Here is a 15,921-nt window from a genome sequence, read left to right on the forward strand (position 1 = left end):
TGTTAGTAACGCGCCGCTGGCGGCACTTTCACACCCAGCGCCTTGGCCATCGCCGAGATCAGCGGCTTCATGAAATAGGCCTCGCCCGCCGGTGTGATCGACGGCGTCAGCCCATGCGCAGCCAGCTCCTCCGTCACCACAGGCCCGACGGAGGCGATCTGCGTGCGTGCCAGTCCCTCACGCAGGCGTGCCTCGACGCCGTGCGCCCTGGCGACGTCGAACAGCCGCCGCGGCTGGCCCGAACTCGTCAGCGCGATCGCGTCAACCTTGCCGGCGATCATCTCGTCGATCGCGGTGAGGATGTTCGCGTCCGCCGCCTTGGCATCATAGGCATAGGGCAGCACCGGATCGACCTCGGCGCCGCCAGCCTTGATCGCGCCGATCAGCGCCGAATGATCCTTGTCGGGATAGAGCTGCAGGCCGAGCCGATGGCCCGTGAGGTCGTAGCCTGCCAGCAGTTCGGCCACGCCTTCCGAGGTCGGCTTCTCCGTGGTGACCTGCGCTTCCAGGCCCAGCTCGCGCAAGGCGCGCCCCGGCTTGGGACCGCGGGTGAAGGTCCGGGCCTTGCCAATCGCGGCGATGAACTCGGCCTCGACGCCGATCCGGCGCGCCACCGTCATCAACCGCCTGAGGCCCTCGCCGGTCATCAGCACGAGATCGTCGAACGGCCGTTCGTTACAGCGGCGAATCCAGGCCTCGATCGGCGCCGGGTCCGGCGCATCCTCGATCGTGAACATCGGACATTGCAGCACGTCGGCGCCCTGCTCGGCGAGCAGCCGGGAGAACTGCGCCTCCTCGCGGGTTTCGAGGATCAGGATGCGGTTGCCGGTCAGCCTGTCAGCCATGACGATGCTCGAAGTTTGAGAGTTGATATTTTGTTCATCCTGCCCATGGGCCGAGCGTTGGCGCAAGCGCGCGGAGGGTGATAGAGCAGGGCCCGAACGGGCGCCAAGCCTGCCGCATCATTCACCCTTCGTCCTCCGCCCGGTAACGTCACGCCATGTCCGACCACCAATATGTCCTGACCCTGTCCTGCCCGGATCGTCCCGGGATCGTCTCGGCCGTCTCCACCTTCCTCGCCCATAACGGCCAGAATATTCTCGACGCCCAGCAGTTCGGCGACTTCGAGACGGGTCATTTCTTCATGCGCGTGGTGTTCACGGCGGCCGACCTCGCGGTCAACCTGCCGGCGCTGCAGACCGGATTCGCCGCGATTGCCGAACGCTTTGCGATGGACTGGCAGATGCGCGACCGCGCCGGGCAGCGCCGGGTGATGCTGCTGGTGTCGAAGTTCGACCATTGCCTGGTCGACATCCTCTATCGCTGGCGCACCCGCGACCTCGCGATGATTCCGACCGCGATCGTCTCCAACCATCCGCGCGAGACCTATGCCGGGCTCGATTTCGGCGACATTCCGTTCCACCACATGCCCGTCACCAAGGACACCAAGCGCGACCAGGAGCAGGCCATCCTGAAGCTGGTCGATGAGACCAGGACCGATCTCGTCGTGCTGGCGCGCTACATGCAGATCCTGTCGGACGAGATGTCAGCGAGCCTGTCGGGCCGCTGCATCAACATCCACCATTCGTTCCTGCCGGGCTTCAAGGGCGCGAAACCCTACCACCAGGCCTATGAGCGCGGCGTCAAGCTGATCGGCGCTACCGCCCATTACGTCACCCGCGATCTCGACGAGGGCCCGATCATCGACCAGGACGTCGAGCGAATCAGCCATCGCGACACCCCCGACGATCTCGTGCGCAAGGGCCGCGACATCGAGCGGCGCGTGCTGGCGCGGGCGATCCGCTATCACCTCGAGGACCGCGTCATCCTCAACGGCCGCAAGACCGTCGTCTTCATGGATTGATGTCGCCGCCGTCAGCGGCCGGGGGCGGTCGCCTGCGCGTTGGCGTTGGACTGCGTCTGCTTGTCGCGTTCGGCGGCCGGCAACTGCCGCTGCCGCTCGCGCTCCTGCATGAACCGGTCGTATTCGGGGGTGCCCGGCCGGGGTGGCGCGTCGGCCGGCAGGCCGCCGGCCCATTGCGGCATCAGATCGCCCATCCCCGCGCCGACCTTCTCATTGATCGACGAGCAGCCGGCGAGGATCGGCCCGGCCGCGGCCAGAAGCATCATCGCGGCCGGAAAGAGCCTGGTCCGGTGGGGGCGTCTGGCCGGCATTGACGGGGGACCTTTCGTGCTGCGGGCGACCCGCGGCCCGGACCCTAACGACTTGCCATCAATTGGTAAAATTTGGCCGTTCGATGGTTTAGGTATTAATATACCAATCACGGATCGGTGGTCCGTTGCGGAAACCTACCGTTCACGAAGCCTCCCATGATCGCCATTGACAACGGGGTCCCAAGTCCGCAGCGATGCGCCCGCGATATCGTGAACGAGATCGCACGGTTAAGACAACAATGGCCGGGGGCTGCGGTCCTGATCGACCAGGGAGGTAGTTTCAATGTTCGTGCGAAACAAGACACTGACGCTCGCCGCCAGTGCGGCGCTCGCCGCGGCTGCGCTCGCGTCCGGTGCGGCGCGGGCCGAAGACGTGTTCAAGATCGGCCTGATCGTGCCGATGACCGGCGGCCAGGCGTCGACCGGCAAGCAGATCGACAATGCCATCAAGCTCTACATGCAGCAGAACGGCGACACCGTCGCCGGCAAGAAGATCCAGGTCATCCTCAAGGACGACGCGGCGCTGCCCGACAACACCAAGCGTCTGGCGCAGGAGCTGATCGTCAACGACAAGGTCAATGTGATCGCCGGCTTCGGCGTGACACCGGCGGCCTTCGCCGCCGCGCCGCTTGCCACCCAGGGCAAGATCCCGGAAGTCGTAATGGCGGCCGGCACCTCCATCATCACCGAGAAGTCGCCCTACATCGTCCGCACCAGCTTCACGCTGCCGCAGTCCTCGACGATCATCGGCGACTGGGCGGTCAAGAACGGCATCAAGAAGGTCGCCACGCTGACCTCGGACTACGCGCCGGGCAACGACGCGCTGGCCTCGTTCAAGGAGCATTTCACCGCCGGCGGCGGCGAGATCGTCGAGGAAATCAAGGTTCCGCTGGCGAACCCCGACTTCGCTCCGTTCCTGCAGCGCATGAAGGACGCCAAGCCGGATGCCATGTTCGTGTTCGTGCCGGCCGGCCAGGGCGGCAACTTCATGAAACAATATGCCGAGCGCGGCCTCGACAAGAGCGGCATCAAGGTGATCGGACCGGGTGACGTCACCGACGACGACCTGCTCAACGACATGGGCGACGCCGTGCTCGGCGCCGTCACCGCGCACATCTATTCGGCGGCGCATCCGTCGGCGAAGAACAAGGAGTTCGTCGCGGCCTACAAGAAGGCGTTCAACAGCCGTCCGGGCTTCATGGCGGTCGGCGGTTACGACGGCATCCATCTGATCTACGAGGCGCTGAAGAAGACCGGTGGCAAGACCGACGGCGATTCCCTGCTTGCTGCGATGAAGGGCATGGCCTGGGAGAGCCCACGCGGTCCCATCTCGATCGATCCGGAGACGCGCGACATCGTTCAGAACGTCTACATCCGCAAGGTCGAGAAGGTCGACGGCGAGCTCTACAACGTCGAGTTCCAGACCTTCGAGGCCGTCAAGGATCCGGGCAAGGCCAAGAAGTGACGCGATAGGCGTCATCTCGAGCGCGCACGAACGGTGCGCTCCCTCCCCCGCGTGCGGGGGAGGGCTGGGGTGGGGGTACCCCACGGCACACGCGTCGTGTGGAGAGATGTCCCCCACCCGGATCACATCGTTCAGATGCGATCCGACCTCCCCCCGCAGGCGGGGGAGGCGCAGACCGAGCAAGCATTGAATGCATGCCCTTCGGATGAAGGGATGACCGGGGACTGAAACTAGACTCCATGACCGCCATCCTCACCAACCTCTTCGACGGCGTCGCCTACGGCATGCTGCTGTTCGTGCTGGCCTGCGGGCTCGCCGTGACGCTCGGCCTGATGAACTTCGTCAACCTCGCCCATGGCGCCTTCGCCATGGCCGGCGGCTACGTCTGCGCCGTGCTCGTCAACCGGATGGGATGGCCGTTCTTCGCGGCGCTGCCGCTGGCCTTCGTCGCGAGCGCCATGATCGGCGCGCTGCTGGAGCGGACGCTCTATCAGCATCTCTATGCGCGCAGCCATCTCGACCAGGTGCTGTTCTCGATCGGGCTCGTCTTCATGACGGTGGCCGCGGTCGACTACATCATGGGCTCCTCGCGAATCTTCATCAATCTGCCCGACGTGCTGCAGGGCCAGTTCGACGTCTTCGGCGTTGGCATCGGCCGCTATCGGCTGATGATCATCGTCATCTGCGGGCTGCTCACGGTGGGGCTGCAGCTGGTGCTCTCCAAGACGCGGTTCGGCAGCCGGCTGCGTGCCGCCGTCGATGATCCGCGCGCGGCGAGCGGCCTCGGCATCAACGTGCCGCAGGTGTTCGCCTTCACCTTCGCGTTCGGCTGCGGGCTCGCCGGCCTGGGCGGCGCGCTCAGCGCCGAGATCCTCGGCCTCGATCCATACTTCCCGCTGAAGTTCATGATCTACTTCCTGATCGTGGTCACCGTGGGCGGCTCGTCGTCGATCACCGGCCCGTTCCTCGCCTCGCTGCTGCTCGGCATCGGCGACGTCGCCGGCAAATATTATGTGCCGAAGCTCGGCCCCTTCGTCATCTACACCATCATGATCGTGATCCTGATCTGGCGTCCGAACGGCCTGTTCGGCCGCACGGCGACGCGGTGAGGATCGCATGACCACGAACGCACAAACCGAGGTCGGATTTCACGCCAGGCAGCACGGCCGCTGGCACTGGAGCGAGTTCGCCTTCTGGATCGTCGTGCTGGCGGTTGGCCTCGCGTTTCCCTCGCGCTACCTGATCATGACCGAGATCCTGCGGCTGGCGCTGTTCGCGCTGTCGCTCGACCTGATCCTCGGCTATGCTGGCATCGTCTCGCTCGGCCACGCCGCCTTCTTCGGCGTCGGCGCCTATTGCGCGGGCCTGCTCTCGGTGCACGGCATCATCAACGAGCCGGTGTTGGCGCTGATCGTGGCCGGCCTCACCGCCACCGTGCTTGGCTTCGCCACCAGCTTCCTGGTCATCCGCGGCGTCGACCTGACGCGGCTGATGGTGACGCTCGGCATCGCGCTGTTGATGGAGGCGCTGGCGGAGCGCTTCTCCAACATCACCGGCGGCACCGACGGTCTCCAGGGCATCGACATCCAGCCGATCTTCGGCGTGTTCGCCTTCGACATGTTCGGCAAGACCGGGTTCTTCTATGCGCTCGCGGTGCTGTTCGTGCTGTTCCTGCTGGCGCGGACGATCGTGCATTCCCCCTTCGGTCTGTCGCTGCGCGCGATCAAGAACAATCCGTTGCGCGCCGCCGCCGTCGGCATTCCCGTCAACAAGCGCCTGATCGCGATCTACACCGTCGGCGCGTTCTACGCCGGCATTGCCGGGGCGCTGTTCACCCAGACCACGGCGCTGGCCTCGCTCGACGTGTTCTCGTTCGAGCGCTCCGCCGACCTCGTGCTGATGCTGGTCATCGGCGGATCCGGCTATCTCTATGGCGGGCTGATCGGCGCCGCCGTGTTCCGGATGCTGCAGGAGCTGTTCCAGTGGATCACGCCGCAATACTGGATGTTCTGGATCGGCCTCGTGCTCGTCGTCATCGTTCTGGTCGGCCGCCATCGCATCCACGCCTATGCGCTGTGGCTGCCCAATCTCATCCTTCGGCAGATCGCCGGCCGCAAGGCCGCGGTGGCCCTCACCGATAACGAGGCGCCATGACCTACGCATTGGAAACCCGCGGCCTCGACAAGCATTTCGGCGGCCTCCATGTCACCCGCAATCTGTCGCTGCAGATCGCGCCGGGCGCGCGCCATGCGCTGATCGGTCCGAACGGCGCCGGCAAGACCACAGTCATCAATCAGCTCACTGGCGTGCTGGAGCCGAGCGCGGGGCGCATCCTGCTCGAAGGCCAGGACATCACCGACCTGCCCGTGCACAAGCGCGTGCTGCGCGGCCTGTCGCGCACCTTCCAGATCAACCAGCTCTATCCGGACCTCACGCCGCTGGAGACGATCGGGCTCGCGGTCTCCGAGCGACTCGGCGGCGGCGGCAACTGGTGGCGGCGCATGGGCACGCGCGACGACATCAATGCCGAGATCGCCGAGACCTTGGAACGCTTCCGGCTACTCGACGTGATGAACGATCGCACCTCGACCTTGCCCTATGGCAAGCAGCGCCTGCTGGAGATCGCGGTCGCGATCGCCGCGCGCCCGCGCGTTCTGCTCCTCGACGAGCCCGCCGCCGGCGTGCCCGAGGGCGAGCGCAAGGATATTCTCGCCGCCGTCGCGGCGCTGCCGCGCGACGTGACGGTGCTCTTGATCGAGCACGACATGGATCTCGTCTTCTCCTTCGCCGACCGCATCTCGGTTCTCGTCTCCGGCGCGCTGCTGGTCGAGGGCGCGCCCGACGAGGTCGCGCGCGATCCGCAGGTCAAGGCCGTCTATCTCGGCGAGGCCGCGTGATGACCGATCTGCTGACAATCGAGAACCTGCGCGCCGGCTACGGCCAGGCGGTCGTGCTGCCGGACATGTCGCTGAAGCTGCCCGAGGGGCAGGTGCTGGCGCTGCTCGGCCGCAACGGCACCGGCAAGACCACGCTGATCAACTCCATCGTCGGCGTTACCCGCCGCTTCTCCGGCACGATTGCGCTTGATGGTGCCGACATCACCGGCCTGCGCGCCGACCAGCGCGCCCGCGCCGGCATCGGCTGGGTGCCGCAGGAGCGCAACATCTTCCGCTCGCTCACGGTGGAGGAGAACATGACCGCGGTGGCGCAGCCCGGACCCTGGACGGTCGAGCGCGTCTACCAGATGTTTCCGCGGCTCAAGGAGCGGCGCAACAATTTCGGCAACCAGCTTTCCGGCGGCGAGCAGCAGATGCTGGCGATCGGCCGCGCGCTGACGCTCAATCCCAAGGTGCTGCTGCTGGATGAGCCGACCGAAGGCCTCGCGCCGATCATCGTCGAGGAGCTGCTGGCTGCGATCGGCACCATCAGCCGCGCCGGCGGGCTGTGCTCCATCATCGTCGAGCAGCACGCGCAGAAGCTGCTGGCGCTGGCCGACCGTGTCGTGATCCTGGAGCGCGGCACCATCGTGCACGATGCGCCGTCGAGCGCCTTGAAGGCCGATCCGGCGCCCCTGGAGCGGCATCTCGGCGTCGCGAGCGCCGCCGCGCACTGACCTGATCGATAGGCTTGAACGCGACGAGCCGAAGCGTCATCATTGGTTGCGGGGACGGCGTGGCTCGCGCAATCGACCGAGGTCGCGCGGAAGGTCTGGCGGTATGGCGCGGCCGTCGTCAACATCGGTATGCAGAATCCAGTTGTGACGGCCTGGCGGCCGGAGCCTCGTTATCCCGAGGGCGCTTTGCCTGGAGACGGATTTGATGGGGTCACCTCAAGATTGCCCATCGAACGCGGTCGGAATTGGCCAGACCACCGCACCTGGCATGGATTGCGCCGTGCCTCTCCACGATCTCTCTTCGACAGAATTGTATACCGACCGGATACGGGGTAGGGGATGGACCCAGTCCATCACGCTTTGCCCAGGTGACCAGCCAGGACAGATCGCGGGTCCAACAACCCTATCCAACGAATCGACGCCTTCCAAGGAGTGAGCACATGCAACGCACCAAGCCCCCATTCCGCGCCGACGAAGTCGGCAGCCTCTTGCGGCCGCAGAAGATCAAGGAAGCCCGCGCCAAGCTCGAGAAGGGCGAGATCTCGGCGGCCGACCTCGCAAAGATCGAGGACATGGAGATCGAGAAGGTCGTGCATCGCCAGGCCTCGACCGGCCTGAAGCTTGCGACCGACGGCGAGTTCCGCCGCTCCTGGTGGCATTTCGACTTCCTCGCCAAGCTGACCGGCTGCGAGCTGTTTCACCCGGACGCCGGTATTCAGTTCACCGGCGTGCAGACCCGTCATGACGCGGTGCGCGTTATCGGCAAGCTCGACTTCCCGGCCGATCATCCGATGCTCGACCATTTCCGCTTCCTGAAGAAGCACGCCGATACGGCGCATGTGACGGCGAAGATGACGATCCCGTCGCCGGCCGTGCTGCACTTCCGAGGCGGCCGCAAATCGATCTCCAAGGACGTCTATCCCGATCTCGACGCCTTCTACGAGGATCTCGGCAAGACCTACCGCAAGGCCGTGAAGGCGTTCTACGACGCCGGCTGCCGCTATCTGCAGTTCGACGACACCGTGTGGGCCTATCTGTGCTCGCAGGACGAGCTGAAGAAGGCGCGCGAGCGCGGCGACAATCCCGACGGCCTGCAGCAGATCTATTCGCGCATCATCAACTACGCGATCGCCGAGCGTCCCGCCGACATGACCATCACCACCCATGTCTGCCGCGGCAATTTCCGCTCGACCTGGATCTCCTCGGGCGGCTACGAGCCGGTTGCGGAGACCATGCTCGCCAACACCAACTACGACGGCTATTTCCTGGAATATGACAGCGAGCGTGCCGGCGGCTTCGAGCCCCTGCGCTTCCTGCCCAAGGGCAACAAGGTCGTCGTCGTCGGTCTCGTCACCTCGAAGGTCGGCGAGCTCGAGAAGAAGGACGACATCAAGCGCCGCCTGGAAGAGGCCTCGAAGTTCGCCCCGCTGGACCAGCTCGCGCTGTCGCCGCAATGCGGCTTTGCCTCCACCGAGGAAGGCAACATCCTGAGCGAGGAAGAGCAGTGGGCCAAGCTGCGCCTCTGCGTCGAGCTCGCCGAGGAGATCTGGGGCAAGTAATCAGCTGCCTGAGGCAGCGCGCCTGGCGATCAGGCGATGATCAATGACGTGGAAGCGGGGCCGGAGCAATCCGCCCCGCTTCGTTTTTGCGCAGCAGCGCGCGGCGGATCAGTCGCTGGGCGGGGGCCTCGAAGCCGGCATAAGTGAGATATGCCGCCGTCAGGGTCAGTCCCATGAAGCCGATCCAGAACAGCTGGCTGCCGTACGGGATCGGTTGGCCCCAGGACGCGAATGCCAGCGCGATCATGAGCTGGATCGGGAAGTGCAGCAGGTAGCACGAATAGGTCATGTTGCCCGCGGCCTGCAGCAGATCTTCGACACGCTTGGGCAGTGTCAGCGGGGTTGTGCAGACGAACAACAGGAGCGGTGTGTAGACGAGCAGGAGCGCTGCCGCGCGCTCGGCGAGCGCGATGCCTGACACCCGCAGCGCCAAGGGAATGCCGACGACGGCGCAGGCGGCGAGCGCCTCCAGTTTTGGCCGGTACGGGGCATCGGCAACGCTCTGCCGCGCCATCGCGGCGAGGCCACCAGCATAGAAGAACACGAAACATTTTCCGACCAGCGTCCCGCTCGCGATCCCGGCCAGGATCATCGCCAGGTTCAACAGCGGCGATGCGGTGACGAAACGCAGCGCCAGGAAGAACGCGGCATAGACCAGCACCTCGATCGAGACCGACCAGATCGGGCCGTTGAAGCTGACCCCGGTCGGCGGCAGCCAGTCGCTCGCCATGAAAAGCTGGGCGACGAAATGAGCGAGATCGTTGCTCTGGTAGACGAAGAAGAAGCCGTGCTGCGCGACATAGAGGGCCTGCAGCCCCGCGACCAGCAGCAGCGTTGCGAGATGCAGCGGATAGAGCCGCGACAGCCGGTTGACGAAGAAGGTCCAGCCGTCGACCGCGCCATCCGGGATGAGCGCGCTGTACTTCCAGAAGAAGATGAACCCGGAGATGCACCAGAAGATCACCACGCCGTATTCGCCGAGCTCGTAGAACGGGAACAGCACGCGGTAGAATGGCAATTCGCTTCGGACGAGATCGACCGGCGCGTCGGCGACGTAGGCGAAGTGCGGATAGTGCCACAACAGCACCGAGATCGTGGCGATGAAACGCAGCAGCTCGAGCCCGAGCAGCTTGTGAGTCCCAGACGATGTCGATGTGTGAGGCAGGGCCATGCGGCGATCGTTAACCGTCTCGACGGGATGTGCGCCCAATCCTAGCCGGCGCGAAGTGAAGGAATGTTTTCGCAGCCTGCGGATCAGCGGCAGGCGAGCTCGGTTCCTTGCAGGATCGCCTGGTCCCAGGACCGATAGCCCGTGGCATTCAGATGGATGCCTTCGAGCGTGAACGGCGATTCCATCGGCGGCAGGGGCAGGAAGGTCGCGCCGGTGCGCCTTGCGAGGTCCGGCAGCACGGCGCGATAGCCGGTGATGCTCGCCGCGGCGGCCTTCTCCATGGCCGGCGTGAATGGCCCGCGCGCCTCGACGGAGGGAAACTCGGCGATGAAGATGCGCGTGGTGAGCTTTGACAGCTCGCGCAGCAGGGCCTCGTAGCGCGCAGCGAAGACCTCGCTGGAGTCGGGCTTGGCGGCCAGCGCGTCGTTCACGCCGAGCGAGACGATGATCGCGAACGGCCGTTTCGGCCCGAGTGCGGGCTTCAGCCAGCCGGCGAGATCGCTGCGCGTCCCGGCGCCGGCGAGACCGGCGTTGACGACCGGATGCCCGCAGGCGTTGGCCGGCAGCGTCGCCGCCTCGACGATGCTGTCACCGAGCACGATGATCGGGTCATCGGGGCGAGCCAGCAGATTGTAGTGGACGACGAGCTGGCGGACCATGCGGTGGTCGCTGCCGGACGGTGTCGCCGAGCGGCGTGCCAGCACGAACGTCGCGGCTGCCGCGGTGATCACCGCAAACAGCACGAATCCCAGCCGCGCCTGCGTTTTCGCTGCCATATGGACGATCGATGCCCTGATGTGACCCGACCGTAGTATGAATTCGCAAACGGAGCTCTAATTCGTCCGCGTCCAGGTCGAGGAACGGCAGATGACGCCGCCGAAGGCGCAGCCGGCCGTGGTCAGCGTGCCGCCGGACAGGGTCATCTTGGCATCGTAGGTCTTGCCGTCGTCGGGATTGCTGTAGCTGCCGGCCCAGGCGTTGGGTCCGGTCGGCTTCATGCCGGAGAACAGCCGCTGGCCGACCTTGGCGGGGGTAACCGTGCCTTCCTTGATCCAGACCAGCGTGCCGCAGATGGCGCCGCCGCAGGGCGCGAATCTGACCTTGGAGGCGCCGCTTTCGCGCAGCCAGACGCCGCTGACATCGTCGGCGAGCGCCGGGCCTGCCGCCAGCGCGAGCGACACACCTAGTCCGACAACGAAACGACCGATCATGCGAGCCTCCCTCATCCTTCGAGACGAACTTGTTGCTAGCGGATCGTGTCGGCGATGCGGCGGGCCGACGGCGACACGCTTGGTCTCCATTGTTCAGAAAGGATATCAGGATTCGGGCGTGCCGCACCTGTCTCGCGGGCTGTGATGGTCGGGCTGTGGCAGTGCCTGCCCAGCCGCAGGTTTATCTCGCCGCCAGATAGACTTCGCCAAGCAGCGAGGAATTCGACCACGGCACCTGCCGGTTCTTGGTGCCGGCCACGACCTCGGCGCGTACGCGCGTCAGCATCTGCTGCACCTCGAGCCCGGGCGTGCCGATGTGGCGGGTCAGCGCCGCCGAGAACGGGCTGTTGTCGCCGTCGCCGTCGAGCGCGACCTTGCCCGGCGCGGTCGCGAACGCGATCAGCGTGCCGGCCCCGGACGTCGCGCCGGCACCGAGCGACGATGGTGCGGCCAGCCCGCTGGCGCTGAGACCCCGGCCGGGTCCGGCGCTTGCGGTCTCCGGCGGCGCGAACGGATTGTTGCGGCAGGCATCGAGGATCAGGATGTTGGTGCGGACCTGGTCGTCGAGCCCGGCCAGGATCTGGTCCATGTCGACCATTGCCGTGACCACATCGCTGCCCGCGGACGGTGCGATGTCGGTGGGCAGGAGATAGTTGCGGCCGTCGATCTGCACGCCGTGGCCGGCATAGAACACGACGGCCACCTGCGCCCGCGTCGCCTCGCGCAGGAAGTCGCGCGTCTTGGCCTGCATCGCCGCGCGGTCGAGATCGATGCCCTCGGTCACCGTGAAGCCGATGTCGCGCAGGCTCCTGGCGATTGCTCGCGCATCGCGCGGCGGATTGGGCAGTGGCTGCACGTGAGCGTAGGCCCCGTTGCCGATGACCAGCGCCATGCGCTGCCCCGTCGGCGCCGCTGCGGCCGAGGAGGGGGCCGTGGATTCCGGCTGCGGCTGGGGGCGCACCACCGCCTCCGACAGCAGCGACAGACGCACCCTGGCGGTGGCCTGGTTGGCCTTGCTGCCGGCATCGGATGCGGTCGGCGTCAGCGCCGCGGCGTAATCCGCCTTGGCCGCGTCGAACTCGCCCTTGGCCTCATAGGCCAGCGCACGATGCACATGGGCAGCGATGACGACGCTGCCCGGCGGCGTCATCACGTTGGCCGGCGGATTCTGCGCGAGCCGGACCGCCTCCGAAGCGTCGGCGACGGCGCGGTCGAGATGGCCCTTGGCGCGCCAGATCACACTGCGGTTGATCAGCGGCGAGGCCAGCGCCGGATCGAGCCGGATCGCCTCGTTGATGTCGCCAAGCGCGCCGTCGAGGTCGCCCGTCGCTTCCTTGGAGATGCCGCGATTCTGCCAGGACAGCGCGGATTTCGGCATCAGCCTGATCGCCTGGTCGTAGTCGGCGATCGCCTTGGCGTAGTCGCCGGTGCCGCGATGGGCGTTGCCGCGGTTGTGGAAGAGCGTGCCGCTCGGCGCGCCGCTCTTGATGGCGTCGTTGAAGTCGGCGATCGCGATCTCGTACTCGCCTTTGTCGTAGTAGGCCGAGCCGCGCAGATTGTAGATCGCCTGCGCCGGTGCCAGCCGCAGCGCCTCGGTGGCATCGGCGATCACGTGGGTGTAGTCGCCCTTCTTGTTCCAGCCGACCGCGCGCCAGAAATAGATCGTCGCCAGCTGGCTGCCGGAAAACACCTTCAGCGCGATGATCTTGTTGCAGGCGGCGATCATCTGGTCCGCAGGCGTCGTCTCGGTGGTGCAGAGCGGGCCGAGCTGGGACTTCGACTGGGCGAGGCCGGGAGACGTCCAGAGGGCAGCCAGCAGCGGTATCGGCAGCAGGAGGGAGCGGCGCATCGGCACGGACCGTGGGGACGAGAGGCAGGAACCTATCCGGTTTGTTGCGTCCGGAAGGGTCCGGGTTCAGGCTCTTTCCAATGGTGGGCAGATGGTGCTAGGAGGTTGGGCCAAGGGCGCGCTGCCCACTTGCATTTCCCACCCGTCGGACCGAATGAAGAACGACCAGCTGCTCGCCCAGATCACGGAGTTCTGCCGCCAGTCGGACATGGCGGAATCGACGTTCGGCCGGCGGGCCGTGAACGACGGCAAGCTCGTGCAGCGGCTGCGCGAGGGCAAGCGCATCACCATCGATACGCTGGACCGCATCCAGGCCTATATCGCGGCTTCCACCGGCACGCTGCCGCCGCCGCGGCTCGACGTCGTGCCGGAGAAGCGCGATCCCAAGAGCAATTTCCGCTTCTTCGAGAACCGCCAGAAATACCTGCTGTTCGTGCACACCTGCAGCGAGAAGCGGGTGGTGGCCGAGCGTGTCGGCCTCGAGCTCGCCAGCATCCATCCGCGGCCGCCGGCGCTGCGGCTGTTCGACGCCGGCGTCGGCGACGGCACCGTGCTGTCGAAGGTGCTGCGCACCATGCACGGCCGTTTTCCGCACATTCCGTTCTATGTCGCCGGCAAGGAGCTGAGCCTCGAGGACGTTCGGCTGACACTGGAGAAGGTGCCGGACCGGCTGTTCGAGCATCCGGCCAGCGTGTTCGTGTTCACCAACATGAACTATGCCGAGGCGCCCTGGCTGACGCCGGCGTCGCCTTCGGTCGCGGCGTCGATGATCTGGCACGAGGTCGTGCTGCAGGGCGATTCGTCCGGGGATTTCGAGGCCCAGATCACCGCGCTGAAGCCGTTTCTGGAGCAGAACTGGCGCGCCAACGTCTCCCAGCGCACCGGCATGCCGGTCTATGAACGGCCGATCGCGCTGGTGCTGTACCGCGAGGACCACCGCTTTCTGCTCGACGGCATCATCCCGCGGGCCGGACGGGTCGAGGCCAATTTCGACCTGATCATCGCCTCCCAGCCCTACCGTGCCCGGTCCTCGGTCAATTTTCGCGCCAAGCGCATCATCGCACCGCTGGCGCGTGCCTTAAAGCCGGGCGGCCGGCTGATCGGAATCCACTCCCACGGCCAGGATCCCGGCCTGGACATCATCCAGGCGGTCTGGCCCGGAGAAAATCCTTTCTCGGTCAGCCGCCATGAGCTATTGCGCGCCGTGAAATACGAGCTGGGCTCCAGTGGGCGAGACTTAAATTTTAACGCCTATGCGGACAATCGCTCGATTTTCAGGTATGAGATGGAGGCTCTGCCCAACGAGGTCACCGGTGCGATCGGAACCTCGACGGCCTTTGCAGCCTGGAACGCGGCGGTGTATGTCGCGCAGATCGAGGAAGACCGCCTGACCGAGGTGGCCCACTCGTCTCGTGCGCTCGACGCCGCCAGAGAGGTTCTGCGAAAGCACAACGGGCTGTGGTTCTACGACGAGTCCTACGTCATCTCGCGGCGTCGCGACTGACATCCTGGGATCAGGACAGTTGGGATCAAGAGACTTGGGATCGAGAGACTTGGGATCAATACAAATGACCGCCGTGGGCGGCAAAGAAGGGGTTGCTTGATGCGCGCGTCTTATCTGTTCACCTCGGAGTCGGTGTCCGAGGGCCATCCGGACAAGGTCTGCGACCGTATTTCCGACGAGATCGTCGACCTGTTCTACCGTGAAGGGCCGAAGGCCGGCATCGACCCCTGGCAGATCCGCGCCGCCTGCGAGACGCTTGCCACCACCAACAAGGTCGTGATCGCCGGCGAGACCCGCGGCCCGGCCTCGGTCACCAACGAGCACATCGAGCACGTCGTGCGCGAAGCCATCAAGGACATCGGCTACGAGCAGGAAGGTTTTCACTGGAAGACCTGCGACATCGAGATCCTGCTGCATCCGCAGTCGGCCGACATCGCCCAGGGCGTCGACGCGCTGCAGCCCGGCGAAGTCAAGGAAGAGGGCGCCGGCGACCAGGGCATCATGTTCGGCTACGCCTGCAACGAAACGCCCGATCTGATGCCGGCGCCGATCTTCTACGCCCACAAGATCCTGCGCCTGATTTCCGAAGCCCGCCACTCCGGCGTCGAGAAGGTGCTCGGCCCGGACTCCAAGAGCCAGGTCACCGTGCGCTATGAGAACGGCAAGCCGGTCGGCGTGCGCGAGATCGTCGTCTCGCATCAGCATCTGGTCGAGGACATGACCTCGGCGCAGGTGCGCGAGCGCGTCGAGCCCTACGTCCGCGAGGCGCTTCCGAAGGACTGGATCACCAAGGACACGATCTGGCACATCAACCCGACCGGCAAGTTCTTCATCGGCGGCCCCGATGGCGACACCGGCCTGACCGGCCGCAAGATCATCGTCGACACCTATGGCGGCGCGGCTCCGCATGGCGGCGGCGCGTTCTCCGGCAAGGATCCGACCAAGGTCGACCGCTCGGCGGCCTATGCTGCGCGCTACCTCGCCAAGAACATCGTGGCCGCTGGTCTGGCTGATCGCTGCACGCTGCAGCTCGCCTACGCGATCGGCGTGGCGCGGCCGCTGTCGATCTACATCGACACCCACGGCACGGGTAAGGTCTCCGAGGACAAGCTCGAGAAGGCGGCGGCCGAGGTGATGAACCTCACCCCGCGCGGCATCCGCTCGCATCTCGACCTCAACCGTCCGATCTACGCGCGCACCGCGGCCTACGGTCATTTCGGCCGCACGCCGGACAACGAGGGCGGCTTCTCCTGGGAGAAGACCGACCTCGCCGAGGCGTTCAAGCGCGCGGTGTAAGCATTGCCGGCGCTTGCCGCCTGAATGTTCGAGGCGTCATGGCCGGGCTTGTCCCGCCTGCGCGGCCGAAGCCGCTTC

General features: G+C 65.9%; 15 protein-coding genes. 9 read left to right on the forward strand and 6 right to left on the reverse strand.

Annotated elements, in window-relative coordinates; genetic code table 11:
• Positions 1-2: 2 nt before the first annotated feature.
• Complete coding sequence (locus tag ACQR1D_RS08565) at positions 3-845, reverse strand: uroporphyrinogen-III synthase (RefSeq protein ID WP_316180090.1); 843 nt, start codon at positions 843-845, stop codon at positions 3-5.
• Positions 846-1,000: 155 nt separating this feature from the next.
• Here ACQR1D_RS08565 and purU point away from each other — a divergent pair, with 155 nt between their 5' ends.
• A complete protein-coding gene (gene purU, locus ACQR1D_RS08570) occupies positions 1,001-1,864 on the forward strand; it encodes a formyltetrahydrofolate deformylase (protein ID WP_316180092.1) in 864 nt (287 codons plus the stop codon).
• An 11-nt stretch (positions 1,865-1,875) separates the two neighbouring features.
• On the opposite strand, the gene ACQR1D_RS08575 is transcribed toward purU, so the two are convergent.
• The gene (locus tag ACQR1D_RS08575; RefSeq protein WP_315803549.1) at positions 1,876-2,175 is read right to left on the reverse strand and encodes a hypothetical protein; all 300 of its coding nucleotides are present in this window, start codon (positions 2,173-2,175) and stop codon (positions 1,876-1,878) included.
• Positions 2,176-2,458: 283 nt separating this feature from the next.
• Here ACQR1D_RS08575 and ACQR1D_RS08580 point away from each other — a divergent pair, with 283 nt between their 5' ends.
• The 6 genes from ACQR1D_RS08580 (at position 2,459) to ACQR1D_RS08605 (ending at position 8,812) form a co-directional block, all read left to right on the forward strand.
• Entirely contained in the window at positions 2,459-3,640 is a 1,182-nt protein-coding gene (locus ACQR1D_RS08580; protein ID WP_315803548.1) for an ABC transporter substrate-binding protein, read from the forward strand.
• Positions 3,641-3,879: 239 nt separating this feature from the next.
• Positions 3,880-4,749 (forward strand): branched-chain amino acid ABC transporter permease, encoded by an 870-nt coding sequence (locus ACQR1D_RS08585; protein ID WP_315712905.1) that lies wholly within the window; start codon positions 3,880-3,882, stop codon positions 4,747-4,749.
• Between the two features lie 7 nt (positions 4,750-4,756).
• Positions 4,757-5,794 carry a branched-chain amino acid ABC transporter permease gene (locus ACQR1D_RS08590; protein WP_316238918.1) on the forward strand — a complete coding sequence of 346 codons (1,038 nt, stop codon included), beginning with the start codon at positions 4,757-4,759 and terminating at the stop codon, positions 5,792-5,794.
• A complete protein-coding gene (locus ACQR1D_RS08595) occupies positions 5,791-6,537 on the forward strand; it encodes an ABC transporter ATP-binding protein (protein WP_315803546.1) in 747 nt (248 codons plus the stop codon). The genes ACQR1D_RS08590 and ACQR1D_RS08595 overlap by 4 nt, the downstream gene beginning before the upstream one ends.
• A complete protein-coding gene (locus ACQR1D_RS08600; RefSeq protein WP_434837792.1) occupies positions 6,537-7,253 on the forward strand; it encodes an ABC transporter ATP-binding protein in 717 nt (238 codons plus the stop codon). The genes ACQR1D_RS08595 and ACQR1D_RS08600 overlap by 1 nt, the downstream gene beginning before the upstream one ends.
• Positions 7,254-7,693: 440 nt before the next feature.
• On the forward strand, positions 7,694-8,812 hold the full coding sequence (locus ACQR1D_RS08605) for a cobalamin-independent methionine synthase II family protein (protein ID WP_315803544.1): 1,119 nt from the start codon (positions 7,694-7,696) through the stop codon (positions 8,810-8,812).
• Positions 8,813-8,852: 40 nt separating this feature from the next.
• On the opposite strand, the gene ACQR1D_RS08610 is transcribed toward ACQR1D_RS08605, so the two are convergent.
• The 4 genes from ACQR1D_RS08610 to ACQR1D_RS08625 all read right to left on the reverse strand — a co-directional run bounded on the left by ACQR1D_RS08610 (position 8,853) and on the right by ACQR1D_RS08625 (position 13,043).
• On the reverse strand, positions 8,853-9,983 hold the full coding sequence (locus tag ACQR1D_RS08610) for an acyltransferase family protein (RefSeq protein WP_316238916.1): 1,131 nt from the start codon (positions 9,981-9,983) through the stop codon (positions 8,853-8,855).
• Between the two features lie 83 nt (positions 9,984-10,066).
• Complete coding sequence (locus ACQR1D_RS08615; protein WP_434837793.1) at positions 10,067-10,759, reverse strand: SGNH/GDSL hydrolase family protein; 693 nt, start codon at positions 10,757-10,759, stop codon at positions 10,067-10,069.
• A 57-nt stretch (positions 10,760-10,816) separates the two neighbouring features.
• On the reverse strand, positions 10,817-11,194 hold the full coding sequence (locus ACQR1D_RS08620) for a DUF2147 domain-containing protein (RefSeq protein ID WP_315803541.1): 378 nt from the start codon (positions 11,192-11,194) through the stop codon (positions 10,817-10,819).
• Between the two features lie 181 nt (positions 11,195-11,375).
• Complete coding sequence (locus ACQR1D_RS08625) at positions 11,376-13,043, reverse strand: caspase family protein (RefSeq protein WP_434837794.1); 1,668 nt, start codon at positions 13,041-13,043, stop codon at positions 11,376-11,378.
• Between the two features lie 154 nt (positions 13,044-13,197).
• On the opposite strand from ACQR1D_RS08625, the gene ACQR1D_RS08630 reads away from it, so the two are divergent.
• Both ACQR1D_RS08630 and metK read left to right on the forward strand, forming a co-directional pair.
• Positions 13,198-14,547: a hypothetical protein gene (locus tag ACQR1D_RS08630; protein WP_172112675.1), complete on the forward strand. Its 1,350-nt coding sequence runs from the start codon at positions 13,198-13,200 to the stop codon at positions 14,545-14,547.
• A gap of 99 nt (positions 14,548-14,646) precedes the next feature.
• Positions 14,647-15,843, forward strand: a complete 1,197-nt coding sequence (gene metK / locus ACQR1D_RS08635; RefSeq protein ID WP_315803538.1) for a methionine adenosyltransferase — start codon at positions 14,647-14,649, stop codon at positions 15,841-15,843.
• Positions 15,844-15,921: the final 78 nt, after the last annotated feature.

Origin of the sequence: Bradyrhizobium sp. HKCCYLRH2047 (assembly GCF_051168175.1) — a bacterium.
Classification (GTDB): domain Bacteria; phylum Pseudomonadota; class Alphaproteobacteria; order Rhizobiales; family Xanthobacteraceae; genus Bradyrhizobium.